This is a genomic window from Porphyromonadaceae bacterium W3.11, assembly GCA_030434245.1.
In the GTDB taxonomy this organism is placed as follows: domain Bacteria; phylum Bacteroidota; class Bacteroidia; order Bacteroidales; family Porphyromonadaceae; genus Porphyromonas_A.
Window position 1 is genome coordinate 47773 of the sequence record JAUISX010000003.1, and the last position, 18870, is coordinate 66642.

Annotated in this window: 11 protein-coding genes; 3 read left to right on the plus strand and 8 right to left on the minus strand. The window is 41.0% G+C overall.

Annotated elements, in window-relative coordinates:
• Nucleotides 1–196 precede the first annotated feature (196 nt).
• From QYZ87_05250 to nadB, 6 genes are all read right to left on the minus strand, one after another.
• On the minus strand, nucleotides 197–2785 hold the full coding sequence (locus QYZ87_05250; GenBank protein MDN4753937.1) for a hypothetical protein: 2589 nt from the start codon (nucleotides 2783–2785) through the stop codon (nucleotides 197–199).
• A 14-nt stretch (nucleotides 2786–2799) separates the two neighbouring features.
• On the minus strand, nucleotides 2800–3660 hold the full coding sequence (locus QYZ87_05255; protein ID MDN4753938.1) for a GLPGLI family protein: 861 nt from the start codon (nucleotides 3658–3660) through the stop codon (nucleotides 2800–2802).
• Between the two features lie 106 nt (nucleotides 3661–3766).
• Nucleotides 3767–4627, minus strand: a complete 861-nt coding sequence (locus tag QYZ87_05260; GenBank protein ID MDN4753939.1) for a GLPGLI family protein — start codon at nucleotides 4625–4627, stop codon at nucleotides 3767–3769.
• A gap of 624 nt (nucleotides 4628–5251) precedes the next feature.
• A complete protein-coding gene (locus tag QYZ87_05265; GenBank protein ID MDN4753940.1) occupies nucleotides 5252–6394 on the minus strand; it encodes an IS256 family transposase in 1143 nt (380 codons plus the stop codon).
• Between the two features lie 273 nt (nucleotides 6395–6667).
• Nucleotides 6668–7504 carry a carboxylating nicotinate-nucleotide diphosphorylase gene (gene nadC / locus QYZ87_05270; protein MDN4753941.1) on the minus strand — a complete coding sequence of 279 codons (837 nt, stop codon included), beginning with the start codon at nucleotides 7502–7504 and terminating at the stop codon, nucleotides 6668–6670.
• A complete protein-coding gene (nadB, locus tag QYZ87_05275) occupies nucleotides 7494–9113 on the minus strand; it encodes an L-aspartate oxidase (protein ID MDN4753942.1) in 1620 nt (539 codons plus the stop codon). Before nadB ends, nadC begins: the two co-directional genes overlap by 11 nt.
• Before the next feature lie 959 nt (nucleotides 9114–10072).
• Here nadB and mutA point away from each other — a divergent pair.
• Both mutA and scpA read left to right on the plus strand, forming a co-directional pair.
• On the plus strand, nucleotides 10073–11932 hold the full coding sequence (mutA, locus tag QYZ87_05280; protein MDN4753943.1) for a methylmalonyl-CoA mutase small subunit: 1860 nt from the start codon (nucleotides 10073–10075) through the stop codon (nucleotides 11930–11932).
• A 15-nt stretch (nucleotides 11933–11947) separates the two neighbouring features.
• The gene (gene scpA, locus QYZ87_05285) at nucleotides 11948–14095 is read left to right on the plus strand and encodes a methylmalonyl-CoA mutase (protein MDN4753944.1); all 2148 of its coding nucleotides are present in this window, start codon (nucleotides 11948–11950) and stop codon (nucleotides 14093–14095) included.
• 608 nt (nucleotides 14096–14703) lie between these two features.
• Here scpA and QYZ87_05290 read toward each other — a convergent pair.
• Both QYZ87_05290 and QYZ87_05295 read right to left on the minus strand, forming a co-directional pair.
• On the minus strand, nucleotides 14704–15846 hold the full coding sequence (locus QYZ87_05290) for an IS256 family transposase (GenBank protein ID MDN4753945.1): 1143 nt from the start codon (nucleotides 15844–15846) through the stop codon (nucleotides 14704–14706).
• A gap of 95 nt (nucleotides 15847–15941) precedes the next feature.
• On the minus strand, nucleotides 15942–17084 hold the full coding sequence (locus QYZ87_05295) for an IS256 family transposase (protein MDN4753946.1): 1143 nt from the start codon (nucleotides 17082–17084) through the stop codon (nucleotides 15942–15944).
• Nucleotides 17085–17267: 183 nt separating this feature from the next.
• Between QYZ87_05295 and QYZ87_05300 the strand changes: the two genes are divergently transcribed.
• Nucleotides 17268–17405, plus strand: coding sequence for a hypothetical protein (locus tag QYZ87_05300; protein ID MDN4753947.1), 138 nt, complete (start codon nucleotides 17268–17270; stop codon nucleotides 17403–17405).
• The last annotated feature ends 1465 nt before the right edge of the window (nucleotides 17406–18870 follow it).

An 18870-nucleotide genomic window follows, 5' to 3' on the forward strand; every position in this document is an offset into this window, starting at 1 on the left:
TTAATATATTTATAGCACCAAGCGTCTCGTAATTAGGTAAACGCAATTGTCGTCGATATGTCTTAATATTCCCTTGCTTGAATCTTCAAGCGTGACAAAGATAAGGCAAATTTGTTACAATACCAAAAATATCTGCCAGTTTATAGAATAAAAAAAGCCAAGCCTTTTTCATGAAAAAAACAGCTCTTATCAGCGTCTAAAACTTCCATTTGAACGAGGCTAATAGTTCCCGTCCTCTTAATGGGAGTTTATAGTAAGTTGTATTAAGTCCAGATTGGCTATAGACCTCATACACATTGTTATTGAATAGGTTGTTAAGCCTTACCGTAAATTCTATCTTTGATGAGGCTTTATATTTCAGATCGGCATCAAAGAAGTGATTATGTACATATCGGTCAGACTCGATTTGGTTGGCGTTATGCTCGTAACGAACTGCTGTTTGAAGCTTAGGTGTGATGGAGAAAAAGAACTTGAGTTTATTTGAAAATATCGACCGTACTTCAGCATCATACATCTTATTATTTTGCCAAAAACTAGCCCCATTAAAGGAGTACAGAATGTGCATCCATTTTAAAAGTTGCCAATTGAATGTAGTCGAATAGTTAATGGTATTGGAGAGGTTGTCTACAAGTACTCCATTTTGAGAAATAACGTATTGACTTCCACTGTAAGTAATATCTCCTTTTAGTGTCAGTCGGTGAGCCGTAATGGACTTATCAACCGATATATTTGCCAGATACGAGCGTTTTTGATTAGGGATGTTCAGTAACTTCATTCTTGTGACCTCTTTTTCAAAGGTATAGTCCCAGAGATGGTCCATATTATTATGAGTGAATGATGCTGAGAAATTGGCAAATAATAATTTAAGGAGATTCCTATACTGAACTCTAATGCCACTTTGAAATGATTTGGTGGTGAGTAATGTCGTAGGACTCTCATATATGGTCCTGTAATTACGCATAGTAGGAGCTAGAGAGTAAAAGTTAGCCATGGAGGAGCGTCTGCTATACGAAATGTTCGTGGACATAATCCAGCGTTGATTAAACTTATTGGTCCAGAATAGCTTAGGTGAGAGCGAGAAGTATTGTTGGGTATGATCCTTTTCAGCGTGCTCATCAAAGGTCAGCTGATCATGATTCCATTTGATGGGTAACACTAGATTTATATAGCTATCATCTTGATAGCTATAGGTATATTTGGGATTGAGTATTAGCTCTAATTGGGAAGTATTGACTTTAGAGCTATTTCGAAACTGATTCTTCTCATAATTTGACTGAGCTGTAAGAAATAGCTTGTGTTTAGTGCGGTTGACGACTTGAGAGGAGAGCGAATTATTCGTGACGAAATTAGAGCTCTTGTACGTCTGATTGATTGTATCATCCAAGGTCTGCAGTGTCTCCTCTCTCCAATGGTAGCGAGTAAAGGACATCAGGTCTAAGAGCGTTTCATTCAGATCGAATGTGGATTTCAAAGAATTCTCAATATACTGATAGTCATCAATTATATTTTGGCTATACTGGTTGCTTTGATTATTGATTACTCCTCTCTGCTTAGTCCTCGAATTCTTGTACTTTAGTTCATTAAGGAGGTAGTTACTCGTGCTATTGTATTCATAAGTAAGAGAGGGCACAAATTCCCTCCACTTGGTCATGAAGTTTTTACCCTCTTCGATAATAATGGGGTGAGGGCCATTGATATTCATTGAATTATAGTCATCCTTGTCTTGTTCATCAAGATAACCAACGATATTCAGTTTTAGATTGCTATCCTCATTGATAGCATATAAGTAGTTGGTACCAAATGAGTAGGCCTCATTCATCAGCCACCGCTCTTTTTGAAGGGTTGATCCCAGATTAGATATGCTCAAGAAGGGAGGAGGTGGGAGTTGATAATTATCCAAGGTCCCAAATTTGATAAGTTCGGCGACAGAGTTTGCGAGATCATCTCCGCTATTATTTGTTTTCCCAGTTAGCAGAAATTGATTGTGCTTACTGATTTGTGTGGCGAATAGCTCTGCATTCCACAGAAATGGACTAGCTCCTGCCCCTAGTGTTACCTCACCCACAGGTCGTAGCTTAAACTTCTCTTTCAGCTTAATATTAAGTGCGGCTTTGTCCGTGAAGGCTTTATCCTTAAGCATCTTGATGTGCTGGTGATTTTCCAAGACTTCTACATTCGACACAGCATCCACTGTTAGGTTTTGAGTAATTTGATTGTATCTGCTCCCTAATAGATCTTGTCCTTCGATATAAAATTTACTAATAGGATTGCCTTGATAGCTAATCACCCCAGCCGTACTTACGGTGATGCCAGGTAGCTTCTTAAGGAGGTCATCCAGATAATTATCCTCTATTCCCACAAATGAGCTGGCATTATACACGATGGTATCTCCTTTCTCCTTAATGGGAGGAACAGTAACCGTTATCTCCTGTAATTGATGACTGCCAAATTCGAGAAAAACTTCATTCGAGGTTCCCTCCTTTACTTTATCAACAGGAACCTCTAGCATTTCGTAGCCAAGTAAACTAAATCTGAACTTTTGAGGTTTTTTACTCTTTATGACCAACTCAGCTACCCCTTTCTCATTAGAGAGCTTATACCCAATAATCTTACCATCCTTACTTATGGCATGTACGATAGCGTTAGAGATAATACTATGATCCTCTTTATCTTTAATCAAGAAGCGGTAAGTTGCTGTACCATATACCTGTGCTTGGGACATAAGTATCACTAATGGCAGAAGTATGGCTATGTACACCCCCCTTGATATATAACTCTTTTTCATATGAATAAGCTCTGTTACTGTCTTTCTATCGGATTGTACGGTGATGGCTCAATCTCTGCTAAATCCTCTTCTGAAATGTATATACCGGGCCTATTTCTAATCGAGAAAGCAGGGTCAGCATGGTAGTTGGCTTGCATCTTCTGAATATTCTCCCTAGATTCTTTTACAAACTTTTCACGAGTAAAAATAGGATCATAGTAATCAATCGTTTGTAGGCCTGCAATGGTAAAGATATAATCTCCATCCGTATCATAGATACATAGGATTAGACCGGGTAATCCACAAAACTTGTAGGGTCCATACGGTAGAGTTATCTCTGGTGCGTACCACGAAATATAGTCTCTACCTCTAAAGGTAGTGACAGCCTTTTTGCACTTCTGCTCTGCTACAATACTATCCCCCGCTACCATATACCACACAAGATCCTTTATATCATCCGCGTACTGATATCGCTCTGAGAAGGGGACTTTTTCCTGTACTATAAATTGACTTTCTTCGGGGCTGTACAGTAGGTCTATATCGTGTACCATTTGCTTACCCAAAGTCATAGCCTTACCGAAATAAGAACCAAACGAGTCTCCATTCCTAGCGGCAACACGTGTCAAGGAGTCCGTGCGAAGCGATGCGTAGTCTGAGCTTTTGAAATACCCTATTTTGCCAATTTGAAGGACTGTAAATCCCTCTTTCTTTTTATTGCCCTCTGGATCAGTTCTACGGCTCAGCTGATAGTAGACACGATACAAGGAACTGTCATGAATGATCGTCTTTGTACTATCTACAGCAGTAGCTGCTCCTGCTCCCCCTACTGTCTGACCTTGTAAGATCGTGCATGTAACGAGTAAGACGATACATAGTAAAGTGTTTTTTCTCTTCATTACACATTGGATTTATGCAGTTAGAAGAATGTCTATTATCGAAAGCCTTACACGATAAAAACATCGTGCAAGACTTTTTCTTACGACTGGTAGACTAGCTCAGTATTCACTGTCGCTCTATAGGGTTATAAGGTTTGGGCGGAATATCTCCTAAATCCTTCTCATCAATATGAATTCTGGAGTTGTTTCTAATGGTTATTGACGGGTCAGCATGGTAATTAGCTATCATACTCTGTATATTTTCCCTAGATTCTTTTATGAACTTTTCTTTGGTAAATATGGGGTCATAGTCATTGATAGTTTGAAGACCAGCGAGGGTAAAGACATAGTCTCTATCTGTGTCATAGATACATAGGATAAGACCTGGTAATCCAAAAAACTTATAGGGGCCATAGGGTAAAGCAATTTCTGGTGCATACCACGCTATATAGTCTCTCCCTCTAAAGGTGGTTAGTGCCTTTTGGCACTTATAATCCGCCACAATGGTGTCTCCCTCGACCATATTCCATTCAAGGTCCTTTATATCATCGGTGTACTGAAATCGCTCAGAAAGGGGGACTTTTTCTTGTACTACAAATTGATTATCTGCTGGACTGAATAAAAGGTCTATATCTAGTACGACCTGCTTATGCAGACCCATCAACTTTCCAAAACAGCTCCCCATAGACTCTTTATTGCGTGCGGCAATACGTATTATGGAGTCGGTACGGAAGGTTGCGTAGTCCATATTTTTGACATATCCCTTTTTACCAATTTGTAAGACTGTAAAGCCCTCCTCTTTCTTAGTGCCCTTGGGAACTTTCCTACGACTTAGTTGATAATAGACCCGATATTGGGAACTGTCATAAGTTATAGATGCAGCACTATCTACTGGATTAGCAGCAGCACTACCAATTATCTCCTGCCCACATAAGACAGTAGAGGCAACTAGTAACATGGTACATAGTAAAGTAATTTTCTCTTTCATGGTATATATGTTTATTTTTTAGGTAGATATTGCCAGATATAGATTTTGGCTCTATCGTATATTAATTAATCAGAAATTCTCGTTTCCAACTGCTGTTAGTAAGAGTTGCACGATGGCGATCTACTGAGTGCTTTACACATTCCGACTCTAGGTATGAACGATTCAGCTCGGCCGCTTTGTATCTCAGTCATCATTCTATAATTTAATCTCAGTTAGCACAAGATACATTTTTTATTGATGATGAAGCCCGATTCAAGAGAAAAAGTCCGTTTCCTTTTTTTGACAACCGTTAGTTATTTAAGAAGACTCTATAGTTAATTATCACACAAAAGAACAGATTATAGAGAGACCAAGGCATAAAACGACCTGAAAGCATGACTCAGTCTAGATAGGGGACAGCATCGTAAAACTCCATAGGACAGGTAGTGTCCCCAAAAGTGTGTACGGCAGAATGCGTCTCTGAAAAGCAAACCTACATATTTTTTCGCTTTGTTTTCCATAAACATTAAAGATAGACCAATAAAGAATTAAGGCAAGGCTGTCGTAGCACCGCGGAGACACCGCCTTGCCGTATTCTTTTAGGTTGATATCTTTGTGTTGGAAAATAAAGCACATTGTTGTTATTTACTTTTCATTGTTCTTCCTAAGTCCAAGAGTTAGATCTCCTATTCTTTTCTTCAGATAGTTTGCATTGATTGCAATACTACCTATCAAGTGTAGAGCGGATTCTACGCTAGGTAATGCACATTTATATCGAGCCCCTTTCTTTACCTGTCTATTGAAGCGTTCTATCCAGTTAGTACTATGAATGTACTTGCGAACACTGACGTCGTATTTTAGGTATGTGAAGTAATACTCTATCCTCTGACCGTTAGCTATTTTTGTGAGAAAAGGATAGCTCTTACGCCATCTGAACGCAAAGTTTTTAAAGCTCTCTAGGCCATCTAAAGGTGAGCTTCTTGAGCCGTCTTTACTAAAGACCTCCTGTAGATCACTTGCGATGGCTGACTTATCTCGAGGGCGTATCTTTCGAGTTATTTCTCGCTGTAGATGCACCGTGCAGAGCTGGACTTCCACTTCTGTAAAGTGCTCACGTGCAACCTCTTCAATGTTATTCAACCCGTCTGAAATGATTAGTCCTACCTCTTCGAGTCCTCGGCTTTTTAGATCCTCAAAAAACTCGCCCCAGATGCCGCTTCCCTCTGTTGGATTATTATAGACACCCACGATGTCTCGACGTCCTTCGCTATCTAAACTCATCACTACAAAAAATGCCTCCTTGCTCACACTTTCTCCTCTCCGTACAGGAAGATATGTAGCATCGATAACAAGTGCCTCTAAAGTCCTCGGTAGACGTCTTTGACGCCACTCTTCTACTGCTTCTTGGGTCGATAAGGAGAGACGATTGATTTGACTCGTACTATAACGTTTACCATACAAACGCTCGAATACTCCAGAGATATCCTCCATCGTATTACCGCAGCTATATAGATAACCTGCTAGTTCTCCCATCTCTTTCTCTTGATCTTTGAGAACGCCTAAAATCAAGGGCATGAAGCCCTGCTGTCGAGTTCGGGGTACTCGTAATTCTAGCATATTACCACTCGCAAAGATGCGACGGGAGCGGTATCCATTGCTCACATCGCCACTATCTTCTTTATACAGTTCCCTCTCCCCTTGCATCGCTATTTCGATGATTAACTCCATTAAACGGCCAACTCCATTTGGCTCTGTCATCAAGTTTGATAGAATTTCATTAAATTGCATTTGTGTAAGTCTCATCTTCTTGTTTATCTTTTGTTTTTAACTTTTCAAAGATAACATTCTTGGGACTTACACACTTTTTGGGGACAGTATCATAGGACATCACCATTATAACTTTTAATCCGAAGAGGATGCTTTTACTAAAAACAAGAGCGAGAAACGTTTCCGATCAAAACATTTCTCGCTCTCATAGAGCTGTATTATTATCTATCTACTACATAAAATGTGACCACTCAATTTAACTTAAAGATATTAAGGTCACGATAAGAGCTGACCTTAACTAATAAAATTCATACTCAGGTCAAGAGCTTGGACGGAGTGTGTAAGAGCTCCTACACTGATGTAATCGACCCCTGTCTCGGCAACTTCACGGATACGAGCAGAGGTGATATTTCCAGAGGCTTCGGTCTTCGCTCTACCATCAATGAGAGCAACCGCTTCGCACATCATCTCGGTACTCATATTATCTAGCATGATGATATCTGCACCAGCCTTTATAGCCTCTTTGACTTCGTCCAAATTGGTCGTCTCTATCTCTACCTTGATGGAGATGGGGAGTTGGCTCTTCGCCTGAGTAATGGCTTCGTACACACCACCGGCAGCCTTGATGTGATTATCCTTGAGCATCGCCATATCGTAGAGCCCCATACGGTGATTAAGTCCACCTCCATGCTTTACAGCAAGTTTGTCTGTCGTACGATGTCCGGGCACGGTCTTGCGAGTATCAAGAAGCCTAGCTTTGGTGCCATCAATCAGTTGAACCAATTTGTGGGTATGCGTTGCGATCCCAGACATCCGTTGCATAAAGTTGAGCATCAATCTTTCAGCAGATAGAAGTGCATCAAAAGAGGCTTCAATACGTAAGACTTCTTGCCCCTTAATAATTTTATCACCATCCTTTACGGAAGGGGTAAATGTATAGTCATCTGACAACTTGCGAAGCACCATTTCAGCTACGCCTAATCCAGATATAACCCCATCAGCCTTAGCTGTGATAACTGCTGTAGCTCTTTCGTGACATGCTATTATAGACTGCGTCGCAAGGTCTCCAGTCGCGATATCCTCTTTGATCGCGAGGTCGATTAATTCGTCTAATAAGTTATTATTCTCCATGATGCTTAACGTGTGTTAGTTTATTATCTTGAATAATGGTGTGGTAGCTCATATCATCGGGTAATCGCTCGGAGAAGTCACTGCGGTAATGCCCTCCACGGCTCTCTTCTCTATGAAGTGCAGATAACATGATCAAACTGCCCACCACGTATCTATTGTATATCAGTCTAACCTGCACGCTCCTATTTTGGTCTTCTTCTAAGCGATCCAACACTTTTTCGATTTTCTGCAAGCCCTTTAGTAGCTTCTTCTCTTTGCGAATGATACCAGCCCTCTTCATCAGTTGCTTTCCGAGCTTTCTCATTAGCTTATCCCCTATGCTGCTTCGCCACTCCTCTTCAGAAAAAGTCGGGTCTAACTGGAGTGTAGGCACAAGACTTTGGACTACATCATCTGAAATCATTGGACGGTCATTCAGCTTGACGTACTCAACGATTTTTTTGGCAAAGACAGTACACTCGATAAGCGAATTAGAGGCCAAACGATTAGCCCCCATAACGCCCGTTGAGGCTAGCTCACCCACCGCAAAAAGCCCCTCTATAGAGGTGCGTCCATTTAGATCCACCTCCAACCCTCCAACAGTATAATGAGCGGCGGGGGCAATAGGGATCTCATGAGTAAAGTCAACACCATACTTCTGCAGCTCTAAGCTAATAGTGGGGAATCGTTTTTTGATAAAGTCGGGGTTGAGATGCTTGAGAGATAGCGTAACCTCATCTACCTTATACCTATCCATCTCCTTGTATATTTCCCTTGCTACTATGTCTCTAGGTGCTAGCTCAGCAAGTGGGTGCCTATTAAGCATAAAGCGTTCGCCATCTGGATTTAATAAGTGAGCCCCTTCTCCTCTAACGGCTTCGCTAATCAGGAAAGATGGAGCTCCCTCTTTGTGAAGTGCCGTAGGGTGAAATTGGATAAACTCCATATCTCGGACTTTCGCTCCAGCACGATACGCAACAGCCAGTCCATCTCCAAGGGCCGATGGTGGATTGGTCGTTGGCTGATAGAGTGCAGCGGCACCTCCAGTAGCTAATATGGTGTACTTAGAGACAAACCCTTCTATTTGATTCGTCTCCGCATTCATGACCCAAACCCCATAGCACTCACCATCCCTCATAATAAGTTCGATCAGGGTATGCTGCTCAAAAACCTGAATATTAGGTTCGCTCTTAATCTCTCCGATCATGAATTGAGTGACTTTCTTCCCTGTCGCATCCCCCCCAGCATGGAGGATTCTATGATGATGGTGTCCACCTTCTAGCCCTCTTGCTAACTCTCCATTAACCGTGTCAAACTTCATGCCGTGCTGGATCATTTCTTCTACGCGGTCAGGTGCTTCCTCTGTAAGGACTCTTACGGCCTCAGAGTCGCACAGTCCAGCACCTGCTACCATGGTATCACTATAGTGCTCTGCTGGAGTATCTGATGAGTGTGTTACGGCCGCCATCCCTCCCTGGGCATAGTAGGAGTTGCTATCCTCCAAGGTCGCTAAGGCTATCAAGGCTACCGTCCCAGACTTGGATAAGTAGTAAGCTGAGTAGAGTCCAGATAGCCCACCACCAACGACTATGTAATCAAAACTTGATATAGGGCTTTTTATTTCTTTCATGTCTTAAATTTGAGTAATATCCCGATAGGATGAAAAGTTTCCGCAATTTACAAAAAACTGCTGATTTAATATAAGATTCATCCATGATAACGAGAGCTGACGCATCAGAATGATCCCCCACTCTCTTTAGTATCTATCATTCATTATAAACACAGCACAAAAGACCATAAAATATCCTATCACAACCATAAAAACATCCTACTAGCTACTTTAATCATTACCATTCGATGGCAAACCTGAGCAATACTGCTTCTAAAAAACAGGCAGCCTAATATTTATGGCCATAACAGACTGATAATAAGAAAGTAATGGAATGACCGAAAGGTATCTTCACCACAATTCTAAAAGCATAAAAAGAGAACATATTTTTTAGTTATATAAAACAGAAATGCTTCTCATATAGAAAAAATCTTTTTCCTATGAGAAGGCGATCGGTTAGACATAGGATAAATTCTTACGACTTCAGACACCTATTTTCGGGACAATACCTTTCGATTCATCACCCACTGTTAACTCGATAGACAAGTTCAAAATTACAGCCATACAAGACCTCATAAATCGTAACTGGCAATGAAGAACTCATACCTCTATCCTGAAAAAGGAAAATGACTGTAAGTTCAAAAAAGAGCCATACGCCGAAAAAGGGTATTTAGAACCAAAAAAGAATGTAAAAATAAACTAATTAAATATCATCAAATCTTTAATTAAAGGATTGAATGTTTGGAGAATACACTAAAAAACTATTTTTATATACTTTTTTCTTGATTGTCTTGCTTTTTTTTAGTTACTTTGTGGATGAATAAATAGGGATTTATTTACTCATTTCACTGGTATGGGAAAGGGGCATAGCAGGAATCTTATGAATTTATGGATAATGGTCCCTATACATTTAATGAAATAATTATCACAGTGTTAATTCATATATATACTGTGAAGTGTTATAATGCACGTCAAGAATTATGAAAGAGAAAAGAGAGAAATTATTTACAGAATTTCCAGCCGTCTCGAGAGAGCGTTGGATGGAAGTGGTGACAGCGGACCTGAAAGGGAAACCGTTTGACAAAAAATTGGTATGGCGTACCAATGAAGGCTTTGAGCTTATGCCTTTTTATAGAGCTGATGATATTGAAGATCTACCAACAATTAATACGCTGCCTGGCGTCTTCCCATATGTAAGGGGGACAAAAGCAGATAACAATTGGTTGGTTCGTCAGGAAATAGAGGTGGGCGATAATCCTGAAGTCATTAACGCAAAGTTGAAAGACTTAATGACTCGAGGGATTACTGCTGTAGGTCTTCATTTTGAAAAGTCCGCAGTAAATGTTGATACTGTAAAGTCTGTCCTTGATGGAATCTCTCTAGATCAGCTAGAGGTGAATTACTACTCTTGTAACCGTTTCGCTGTGACTTTGGCAGAGGCTGTAGTGGAAGCTTACAAGGCATTAGGGGTTAACTTGGATACAGCTAGAGGCTCAATTAACTTTAACCCTTTCCGTAAAATACTGAATAAGGGTATTGAATGTGAAAACTGGCTGACTAACTCAGTGGAAGTACTTAACGCGATCAAGCCTCTTAAGAACTTTACGGGTATTACTTTCCGTGCTGTTGACTTGGTTAATGCTGGTGCATATATTTACCAAGAGCTAGGTTACTCATTGGCTGCTGGAGCTGATTTACTTGAAAAGATCTCAGAAAAGAGCGGTGCTAGCATTGGTGACGTAGCTCGCAGGATGAGATTCGACATGGGTGTCGGAACTAACTACTTCATGGAGATAGCTAAATTCCGTGCAATGCGTTGGCTATGGGCGACTATCGTTAAGGCTAATGATGATAACACCTGCGATGAAGATGCGAAAGCTCTTGTTCATGCCGAGACTGGACTATGGAATAAGACCATCTATGATGCTTATGTTAATTTGCTTCGTACTCAGACTGAGAGTATGAGTGCTATATTGGGGGGCGTACACTCTCTAACCGTAGTGCCATTTGATAAGACCTTCTCTGAAGGCAGTGCATTCTCTGAGCGTATCGCTCGTAATCAACAATTACTACTTAAGGAAGAGAGCCACTTCGATAAGGTGGTGGATCCAGCAGGAGGCTCATATTATGTAGAGCATCTAACTAACTCTATCGCTGAGCAGGCTTGGAAACTCTTCTTAGAAGTCGAAGAAATGGGTGGCTTTGCTGTTGCAGCTGCTGCAGGTAACGTCCAAGAGGCTGTTAATAGCAGTAATGCAAAACGTCACAAAGCCATTGCGACTCGTCGTGAAAGCTTACTAGGAACTAACATATTCCCAAATATAACTGAAACTGCTACAGCTGAAAAATTAGCTGTAAACTTCACTCCAGTTGAGGGTGGCAACGTAGCAGCTCTAAATAAGAGCCGTGGTGCTTCTGACTTTGAAGCCCTTCGAATGGCTACTGAACGTTCAGAAAAAACACCAAAGGTATTCATGCTGACCATTGGTAACTTGGCCATGAGATTAGCTCGTTCGCAATTCTCTTCCAACTTCTTTGGTGTAGCAGGATATCAAATCATTGATAACCTAGGCTTCCAAACCGTAAAAGAGGGTGTCGATGCAGCTAGAAAAGCTGGTGCGGATATCATCTGTCTATGTTCTAGCGATGATGAATATGCAGAGTTTGGACCTCAAGCTTATGATGAAATTGCTGGAGAGATGCCATTAGTGATTGCTGGTGCTCCTGCATGTATGGAGGAACTTAAAGCTAAGGGTATAGAGCACTTTGTACATGTCAAGGTCAATGTACTTGAGACGATGCAGAATTTCAGTAGAATGTTAGGATTACTGGACAAGTAAGAAAGGAGATTACGAATGAAACAGACATATAAAGATATAAACATTCTCAAAGGTGGTTGGTCTCAACCATCAGTGGAAGAGTATAATAAACAAAATAATATTGCTTATGATTGGAAGACTCCTGAACTGATTGATGTTAAGGGGACTTACACTCGTGAGGACTTAGAGGGGATGGAGCACCTTAACTATGCAGCAGGTGTAGAGCCCTTCTTACGTGGACCATACAGTACGATGTATGCCATGAGACCTTGGACTATTCGTCAGTATGCGGGTTTTTCAACTGCAGAGGAAAGTAATGCTTTCTACCGTCGTAACCTTGCGTCTGGTCAGAAGGGTCTTTCTGTGGCGTTTGACCTCCCTACTCACCGTGGATACAATGCCGATAATGAGCGTGTAGAAGGTGACGTTGGTAAGGCTGGTGTATCTATCTGCTCTATCGAAGATATGAAGATCCTATTTGATGGTATCCCACTAAATAAGATGTCCGTATCAATGACCATGAATGGTGCTGTACTTCCAATCCTAGCCTTCTACATCGTAGCTGGTCTAGAGCAGGGAGCTAAGCAAGAGGAGATGGCAGGAACTATCCAGAATGATATCCTTAAGGAGTTTATGGTGCGTAACACATACATCTATCCACCTGAATTCTCTATGCGTATTATTGCCGATATTTTTGAGTACACCTCACAAAATATGCCTAAGTTCAACTCTATCTCCATTTCTGGATATCACATGCAGGAGGCTGGTGCTACTGCAGATATTGAGATGGCTTATACCATTGCTGATGGTATGGAGTATCTCCGTGCTGGAATGAAAGCAGGCATTGACATCGATAAGTTCGCGCCTCGCCTCTCATTCTTCTGGGCGATTGGAATGAATCACTTCATGGAGATTGCTAAGATGAGAGCTGCACGTATGATTTGGGCTAAGATCACCAAGAAGTATGGTGCGAAGAACCCTAAGTCAATGATGCTTCGTACACACTCACAGACTTCAGGTTGGTCTCTAACCGAGCAAGATCCATTTAATAACGTAGGTCGTACATGTATTGAGGCGATGGGTGCAGCTTTAGGTCACACTCAATCACTTCACACTAACGCCTTGGACGAAGCGATCGCACTACCTACTGACTTCTCTGCTCGTATTGCTCGTAATACTCAGATCTATATCCAAGAAGAGACCATGATCACTAAGCAAGTGGATCCTTGGGCAGGTTCATATTATGTAGAAACTCTTACTAATGAACTGGTTCATAAGGCATGGGACTTGATTCAGGAGGTCGAGAGTATGGGTGGCATGGCTAAGGCTATCGAAAGTGGCTTACCTAAGATGAGAATTGAAGAGGCTGCTGCTCGTACTCAAGCTAGGATTGACTCAGGCAACCAGATCATTATCGGTGTAAACCACTACAGACTTGACAAAGAAGATCCTATCGATATCCTAGAGGTTGATAATACTGCTGTGCGTGTACAACAGGTATCTCGCCTACAGGAGTTGCGTGATAATCGTGATGAAGAAGCAGTGAAAAAAGCTCTTGCTGATATCACTGAAGCTGTTCGTACAAAGAAGGGCAACCTACTTGATCTAGCCGTTAAGGCAGCACAGTTGAGAGCTTCTCTTGGAGAGATCTCAGATGCATGTGAGGATGTTGTTGGTCGTTATAAGGCTGTAATTAGAACTATTTCAGGCGTGTATTCATCAGAAACTAAGAATGATCCAGACTTTGTAGAGGCTAGCCGTCTGGTATCTGAATTTGCTAAAAAAGAAGGTCGTCAGCCTCGTATCATGATCGCTAAGATGGGTCAGGATGGTCACGACCGTGGTGCTAAGGTAGTAGCTACTGGATATGCTGATGTGGGCTTTGACGTGGATATGGGTCCTCTATTCCAGACTCCAGCGGAATCTGCAAGACAAGCTGTAGAGAATGACGTTAATATCCTAGGGGTATCATCGCTTGCAGCAGGTCATAAGACTCTAGTACCTCAAGTTATCAATGAGCTAAAGAAGCTAGGTAGAGAAGACATTATAGTAATAGCTGGAGGTGTAATCCCTGCACAAGACTATGACTTCTTGTATGAATCTGGCGTAGCTGCAATTTTTGGTCCTGGTACCTCTGTAGCGAAAGCTGCTATTGAGCTGATGCACATTCTTCTAGCTGAATAGTAATTCAGAAATCATATTTACAATAAAGGGAGATGGTATTTTGTACCATCTCCTTTTTTTATTACATACACGCTATTCACAGAGACGCAACCTACTCGCTTTACCGCGGTAGTATCCCCAAAAGTGTGTGAGATTCAAGAATGACATCATTGAATATATTAAAAATACAGAAGACAAATCACAATGATATTTATACGAGGTAGTGTCCCCAAAAGTGTGTACGGCAGAATGCGTCTCTGAAAAGCAAACCTACATATTTTTTCGCTTTGTTTTCCATAAACATTAAAGATAGACCAATAAAGAATTAAGGCAAGGCTGTCGTAGCACCGCGGAGACACCGCCTTGCCGTATTCTTTTAGGTTGATATCTTTGTGTTGGAAAATAAAGCACATTGTTGTTATTTACGGTAGTGTCCCCAAAAGTGTGTACGCCAGAATGCGTCTCTGAAAAGCAAACCTACATATTTTTTCGCTTTGTTTTCCATAAACATTAAAGATAGACCAATAAAGAATTAAGGCAAGGCTGTCGTAGCACCGCGGAGACACCGCCTTGCCGTATTCTTTTAGGTTGATATCTTTGTGTTGGAAAATAAAGCACATTGTTGTTATTTACTTTTCATTGTTCTTCCTAAGTCCAAGAGTTAGATCTCCTATTCTTTTCTTCAGATAGGTTGCATTGATTGCAATACTACCTATCAAGTGTAGAGCGGATTCTACGCTAGGTAATGCACATTTATATCGAGCCCCTTTCTTTACCTGTCTATTGAAGCGTTCTATCCAGTTAGTACTATGAATGTACTTGCGAACACTGACGTCGTATTTTAGGTATGTGAAGTAATACTCTATCCTCTGACCGTTAGCTATTTTTGTGAGAAAAGGATAGCTCTTACGCCATCTGAACGCAAAGTTTTTAAAGCTCTCTAGGCCATCTAAAGGTGAGCTTCTTGAGCCGTCTTTACTAAAGACCTCCTGTAGATCACTTGCGATGGCTGACTTATCTCGAGGGCGTATCTTTCGAGTTATTTCTCGCTGTAAATGAACGGTACAAAGCTGTACGTCTACTTCTGTAAAGTGCTCTCGAGCAACCTCTTCAATGTTATTCAGACCATCTGAAATAATCAATCCCACCTCCTCTAATCCTCTGCTTTTTAGGTCCTCAAAAAACTCTCCCCAGATACCACTCCCCTCTGTTGGATTATTATAGACACCAACGATGTCTCGACGTCCTTCGCTATCTAAACTCATCACCACAAAGAATGCCTCCTTGCTCACACTTTCTCCTCTCCGTACAGGAAGATATGTAGCATCGATAACAAGTGCCTCTAAAGTCCTCGGTAGACGTCTTTGACGCCACTCTTCTACTGCTTCTTGGGTTGATAAGGAGAGACGATTGATTTGACTCGTACTATAACGTTTACCATACAAACGCTCGAATACTCCAGAGATATCCTCCATCGTATTACCGCAGCTATATAGATAACCTGCTAGTTCTCCCATCTCTTTCTCTTGATCTTTGAGAACGCCTAAAATCAAGGGCATGAAGCCCTGCTGCCGAGTTCGGGGTACTCGTAATTCTAGCATATTACCACTCGCAAAGATGCGACGGGGGCGGTATCCATTGCTCACATCGCCACTATCTTCTTTATACAGTTCCCTCTCCCCTTGCATCGCTATTTCGATGATTAACTCCATTAAACGACCAACTCCATTTGGCTCTGTCATCACGTTTGATAGAATTTCCTTAAATTGCATTTGTGTAAGTCTCATCTTCTTGTTTATCTTTTGTTTTTAACTTTTCAAAGATAACATTCTTGGGACTTACACACTTTTTGGGGACAGTATCTTATTTACTTTTCATTGTTCTTCCTAAGTCCAAGAGTTAGATCTCCTATTCTTTTCTTCAGATAGTTTGCATTGATTGCAATACTACCTATCAAGTGTAGAGCGGATTCTACGCTAGGTAATGCACATTTATATCGAGCCCCTTTCTTTACCTGTCTATTGAAGCGTTCTATCCAGTTAGTACTATGAATGTACTTGCGAACACTGACGTCGTATTTTAGGTATGTGAAGTAATACTCTATCCTCTGACCGTTAGCTATTTTTGTGAGAAAAGGATAGCTCTTACGCCATCTGAACGCAAAGTTTTTAAAGCTCTCTAGGCCATCTAAAGGTGAGCTTCTTGAGCCGTCTTTACTAAAGACCTCCTGTAGATCACTTGCGATGGCTGACTTATCTCGAGGGCGTATCTTTCGAGTTATTTCTCGCTGTAGATGCACCGTGCAGAGCTGGACTTCCACTTCTGTAAAGTGCTCACGTGCAACCTCTTCAATGTTATTCAACCCGTCTGAAATGATTAGTCCTACCTCTTCGAGTCCTCGGCTTTTTAGATCCTCAAAAAACTCGCCCCAGATGCCGCTTCCCTCTGTTGGATTATTATAGACACCCACGATGTCTCGACGTCCTTCGCTATCTAAACTCATCACTACAAAAAATGCCTCCTTGCTCACACTTTCTCCTCTCCGTACAGGAAGATATGTAGCATCGATAACAAGTGCCTCTAAAGTCCTCGGTAGACGTCTTTGACGCCACTCTTCTACTGCTTCTTGGGTCGATAAGGAGAGACGATTGATTTGACTCGTACTATAACGTTTACCATACAAACGCTCGAATACTCCAGAGATATCCTCCATCGTATTACCGCAGCTATATAGATAACCTGCTAGTTCTCCCATCTCTTTCTCTTGATCTTTGAGAACGCCTAAAATCAAGGGCATGAAGCCCTGCTGTCGAGTTCGGGGTACTCGTAATTCTAGCATATTACCACTCGCAAAGATGCGACGGGAGCGGTATCCATTGCTCACATCGCCACTATCTTCTTTATACAGTTCCCTCTCCCCTTGCATCGCTATTTCGATGATTAACTCCATTAAACGGCCAACTCCATTTGGCTCTGTCATCAAGTTTGATAGAATTTCATTAAATTGCATTTGTGTAAGTCTCATCTTCTTGTTTATCTTTTGTTTTTAACTTTTCAAAGATAACATTCTTGGGACTTACACACTTTTTGGGGACAGTATCTTATACGAACGGAATTTAAGGTAATTCATTCAAATGAGCTGAGTGAGTCAAATGGTGTCGCTCGGTTAATGGACTAGATCATCTAGATAACGATGGAAGGAGAGCGAGAACTATACAAAGAGGATATTGGCGGTGTGAATAACGGATACCGCCCACGTCGTATTTATACAAGTGTGAATATGATGAATTACGAGTACCAAGGAACCGTCAGAGTGGCTTTATGCGAATGATCCTAGGAGACTAATAGAAGGAGATGGACGAATTGGTTGGTTATCACTATAGCGTGGTATACATTGGATAAGATCTCTGGGTGTTTGAGAGACTGTATGGTAAGAGTGCAGTGCAAGCCAAACTAATCTCCTTCTCTATCAATAAAAGAGCTCAAGAGAGTGGTAATATCTACTTCTACCAAGTTCTCTCCGGCACTTATCATAGATACCACATTCATTCCAGTCCGCAGAGGCGATAGTGTGAGCAAGGAGGGCTTCTTTATGGTTATGAGCTTAGAAAGCGATGGACATCTAGCATTATTGGGATCTAAACAATCCCACAGAGGGAAGTGGCATCTGGGGCGAGTTCTTAGAGGATTTAAAGAACCGAGGTCTCCAAGAAGTAGGACTCATTATTTCAGATGGACTAAATAGTATTGAGGAGGTCGCTCGGGAACACTTCATAGGAGTAGAGGTTCAGCTCTGTACAGTACACCTAGAGAGGGAGATCATTCGAAAAGTACGACCGAGGGACAAGTTTGCTATAGCAAGTGATCTTCAAGAAGAGTTTAGAAAGAATGCATCAAAAAGAGCTCCTCTGATGTTTTGAATTCTTTTACAATCTTTGAAAAAAGATCGAGTAAAAGTATTCCTTACTCAAGAAAAAAAGCTAACGAAAAACGAATAAAATAACACATCACTTACCTTAAATATGATGTGAGCGTACGCAAGCACATTCTTAGCAAAATCAAATAGAGCAATTCAATAGACAAGTAAAGAAAGTAATTCATATAAGTGTGCTCTCACTAGTTTAGAGTCTGCTCTGCAACTGATCGGGAGTATAGAAATAAATGCGACCATCTAAGAAAAAGAATAGGAGATTTAACATGTGGATGAGGAAAATAAACAATTGAAAACCTGATAGATATACACTATATTGTTTACGGATAAAACGCAAAAAACATGCTCACTTGGTATTTAAGAAGCGTTCAACAGATTGCACACATTTGGGAATACTTCTTATTCGGATGAGAAGAATCGAAAACTTATCTCTTTGCTTACCAATGATATGAAGTTCCCTCCTAAAGTGAATATTGATATCTATCGGAAGAGATGAGAGATAGAATTACATTTCAAACAATTAAAGCAAAACCATCCCTTGAGATATTAGTATGAAGAGAACTTCAATACTCCTAAGATCCAGATATGGGTAGCACTGATAGCTAATCTGTTTTTAATGTTAATGAAAAGTGGATTAAGATGCTCAAAGAGATTTTGAGTACCTTAAACGATGTTTAGTAAAATATCGGAAATCTACTACTTGTACTTCTGAGCCTCTTTAATCATCAAGAAAAAGACTGGGAAGCATGCTGTAACAAAGTAAAAGCCTTCATTGCCCTCTCTTTTTGATTAGTGTGGATTGGGTAAAAAAATGAGAGTCACAACCGCATCAAATCTGCGATTGCGACACCTCATTATACACTTT

Bases quoted from the DNA above. Each gene is read 5' to 3' on its own strand.
- QYZ87_05250 (MDN4753937.1), bottom strand. From the start codon at position 2,785: ATGAAAAAGAGTTATATATCAAGGGGGGTGTACATAGCCATACTTCTG.
- QYZ87_05255 (MDN4753938.1), bottom strand. From the start codon at position 3,660: ATGAAGAGAAAAAACACTTTACTATGTATCGTCTTACTCGTTACATGC.
- QYZ87_05260 (MDN4753939.1), bottom strand. From the start codon at position 4,627: ATGAAAGAGAAAATTACTTTACTATGTACCATGTTACTAGTTGCCTCT.
- QYZ87_05265 (MDN4753940.1), bottom strand. From the start codon at position 6,394: ATGCAATTTAATGAAATTCTATCAAACTTGATGACAGAGCCAAATGGA.
- nadC (MDN4753941.1), bottom strand. From the start codon at position 7,504: ATGGAGAATAATAACTTATTAGACGAATTAATCGACCTCGCGATCAAA.
- nadB (MDN4753942.1), bottom strand. From the start codon at position 9,113: ATGAAAGAAATAAAAAGCCCTATATCAAGTTTTGATTACATAGTCGTT.
- mutA (MDN4753943.1), top strand. From the start codon at position 10,073: ATGAAAGAGAAAAGAGAGAAATTATTTACAGAATTTCCAGCCGTCTCG.
- scpA (MDN4753944.1), top strand. From the start codon at position 11,948: ATGAAACAGACATATAAAGATATAAACATTCTCAAAGGTGGTTGGTCT.
- QYZ87_05290 (MDN4753945.1), bottom strand. From the start codon at position 15,846: ATGCAATTTAAGGAAATTCTATCAAACGTGATGACAGAGCCAAATGGA.
- QYZ87_05295 (MDN4753946.1), bottom strand. From the start codon at position 17,084: ATGCAATTTAATGAAATTCTATCAAACTTGATGACAGAGCCAAATGGA.
- QYZ87_05300 (MDN4753947.1), top strand. From the start codon at position 17,268: ATGGAAGGAGAGCGAGAACTATACAAAGAGGATATTGGCGGTGTGAAT.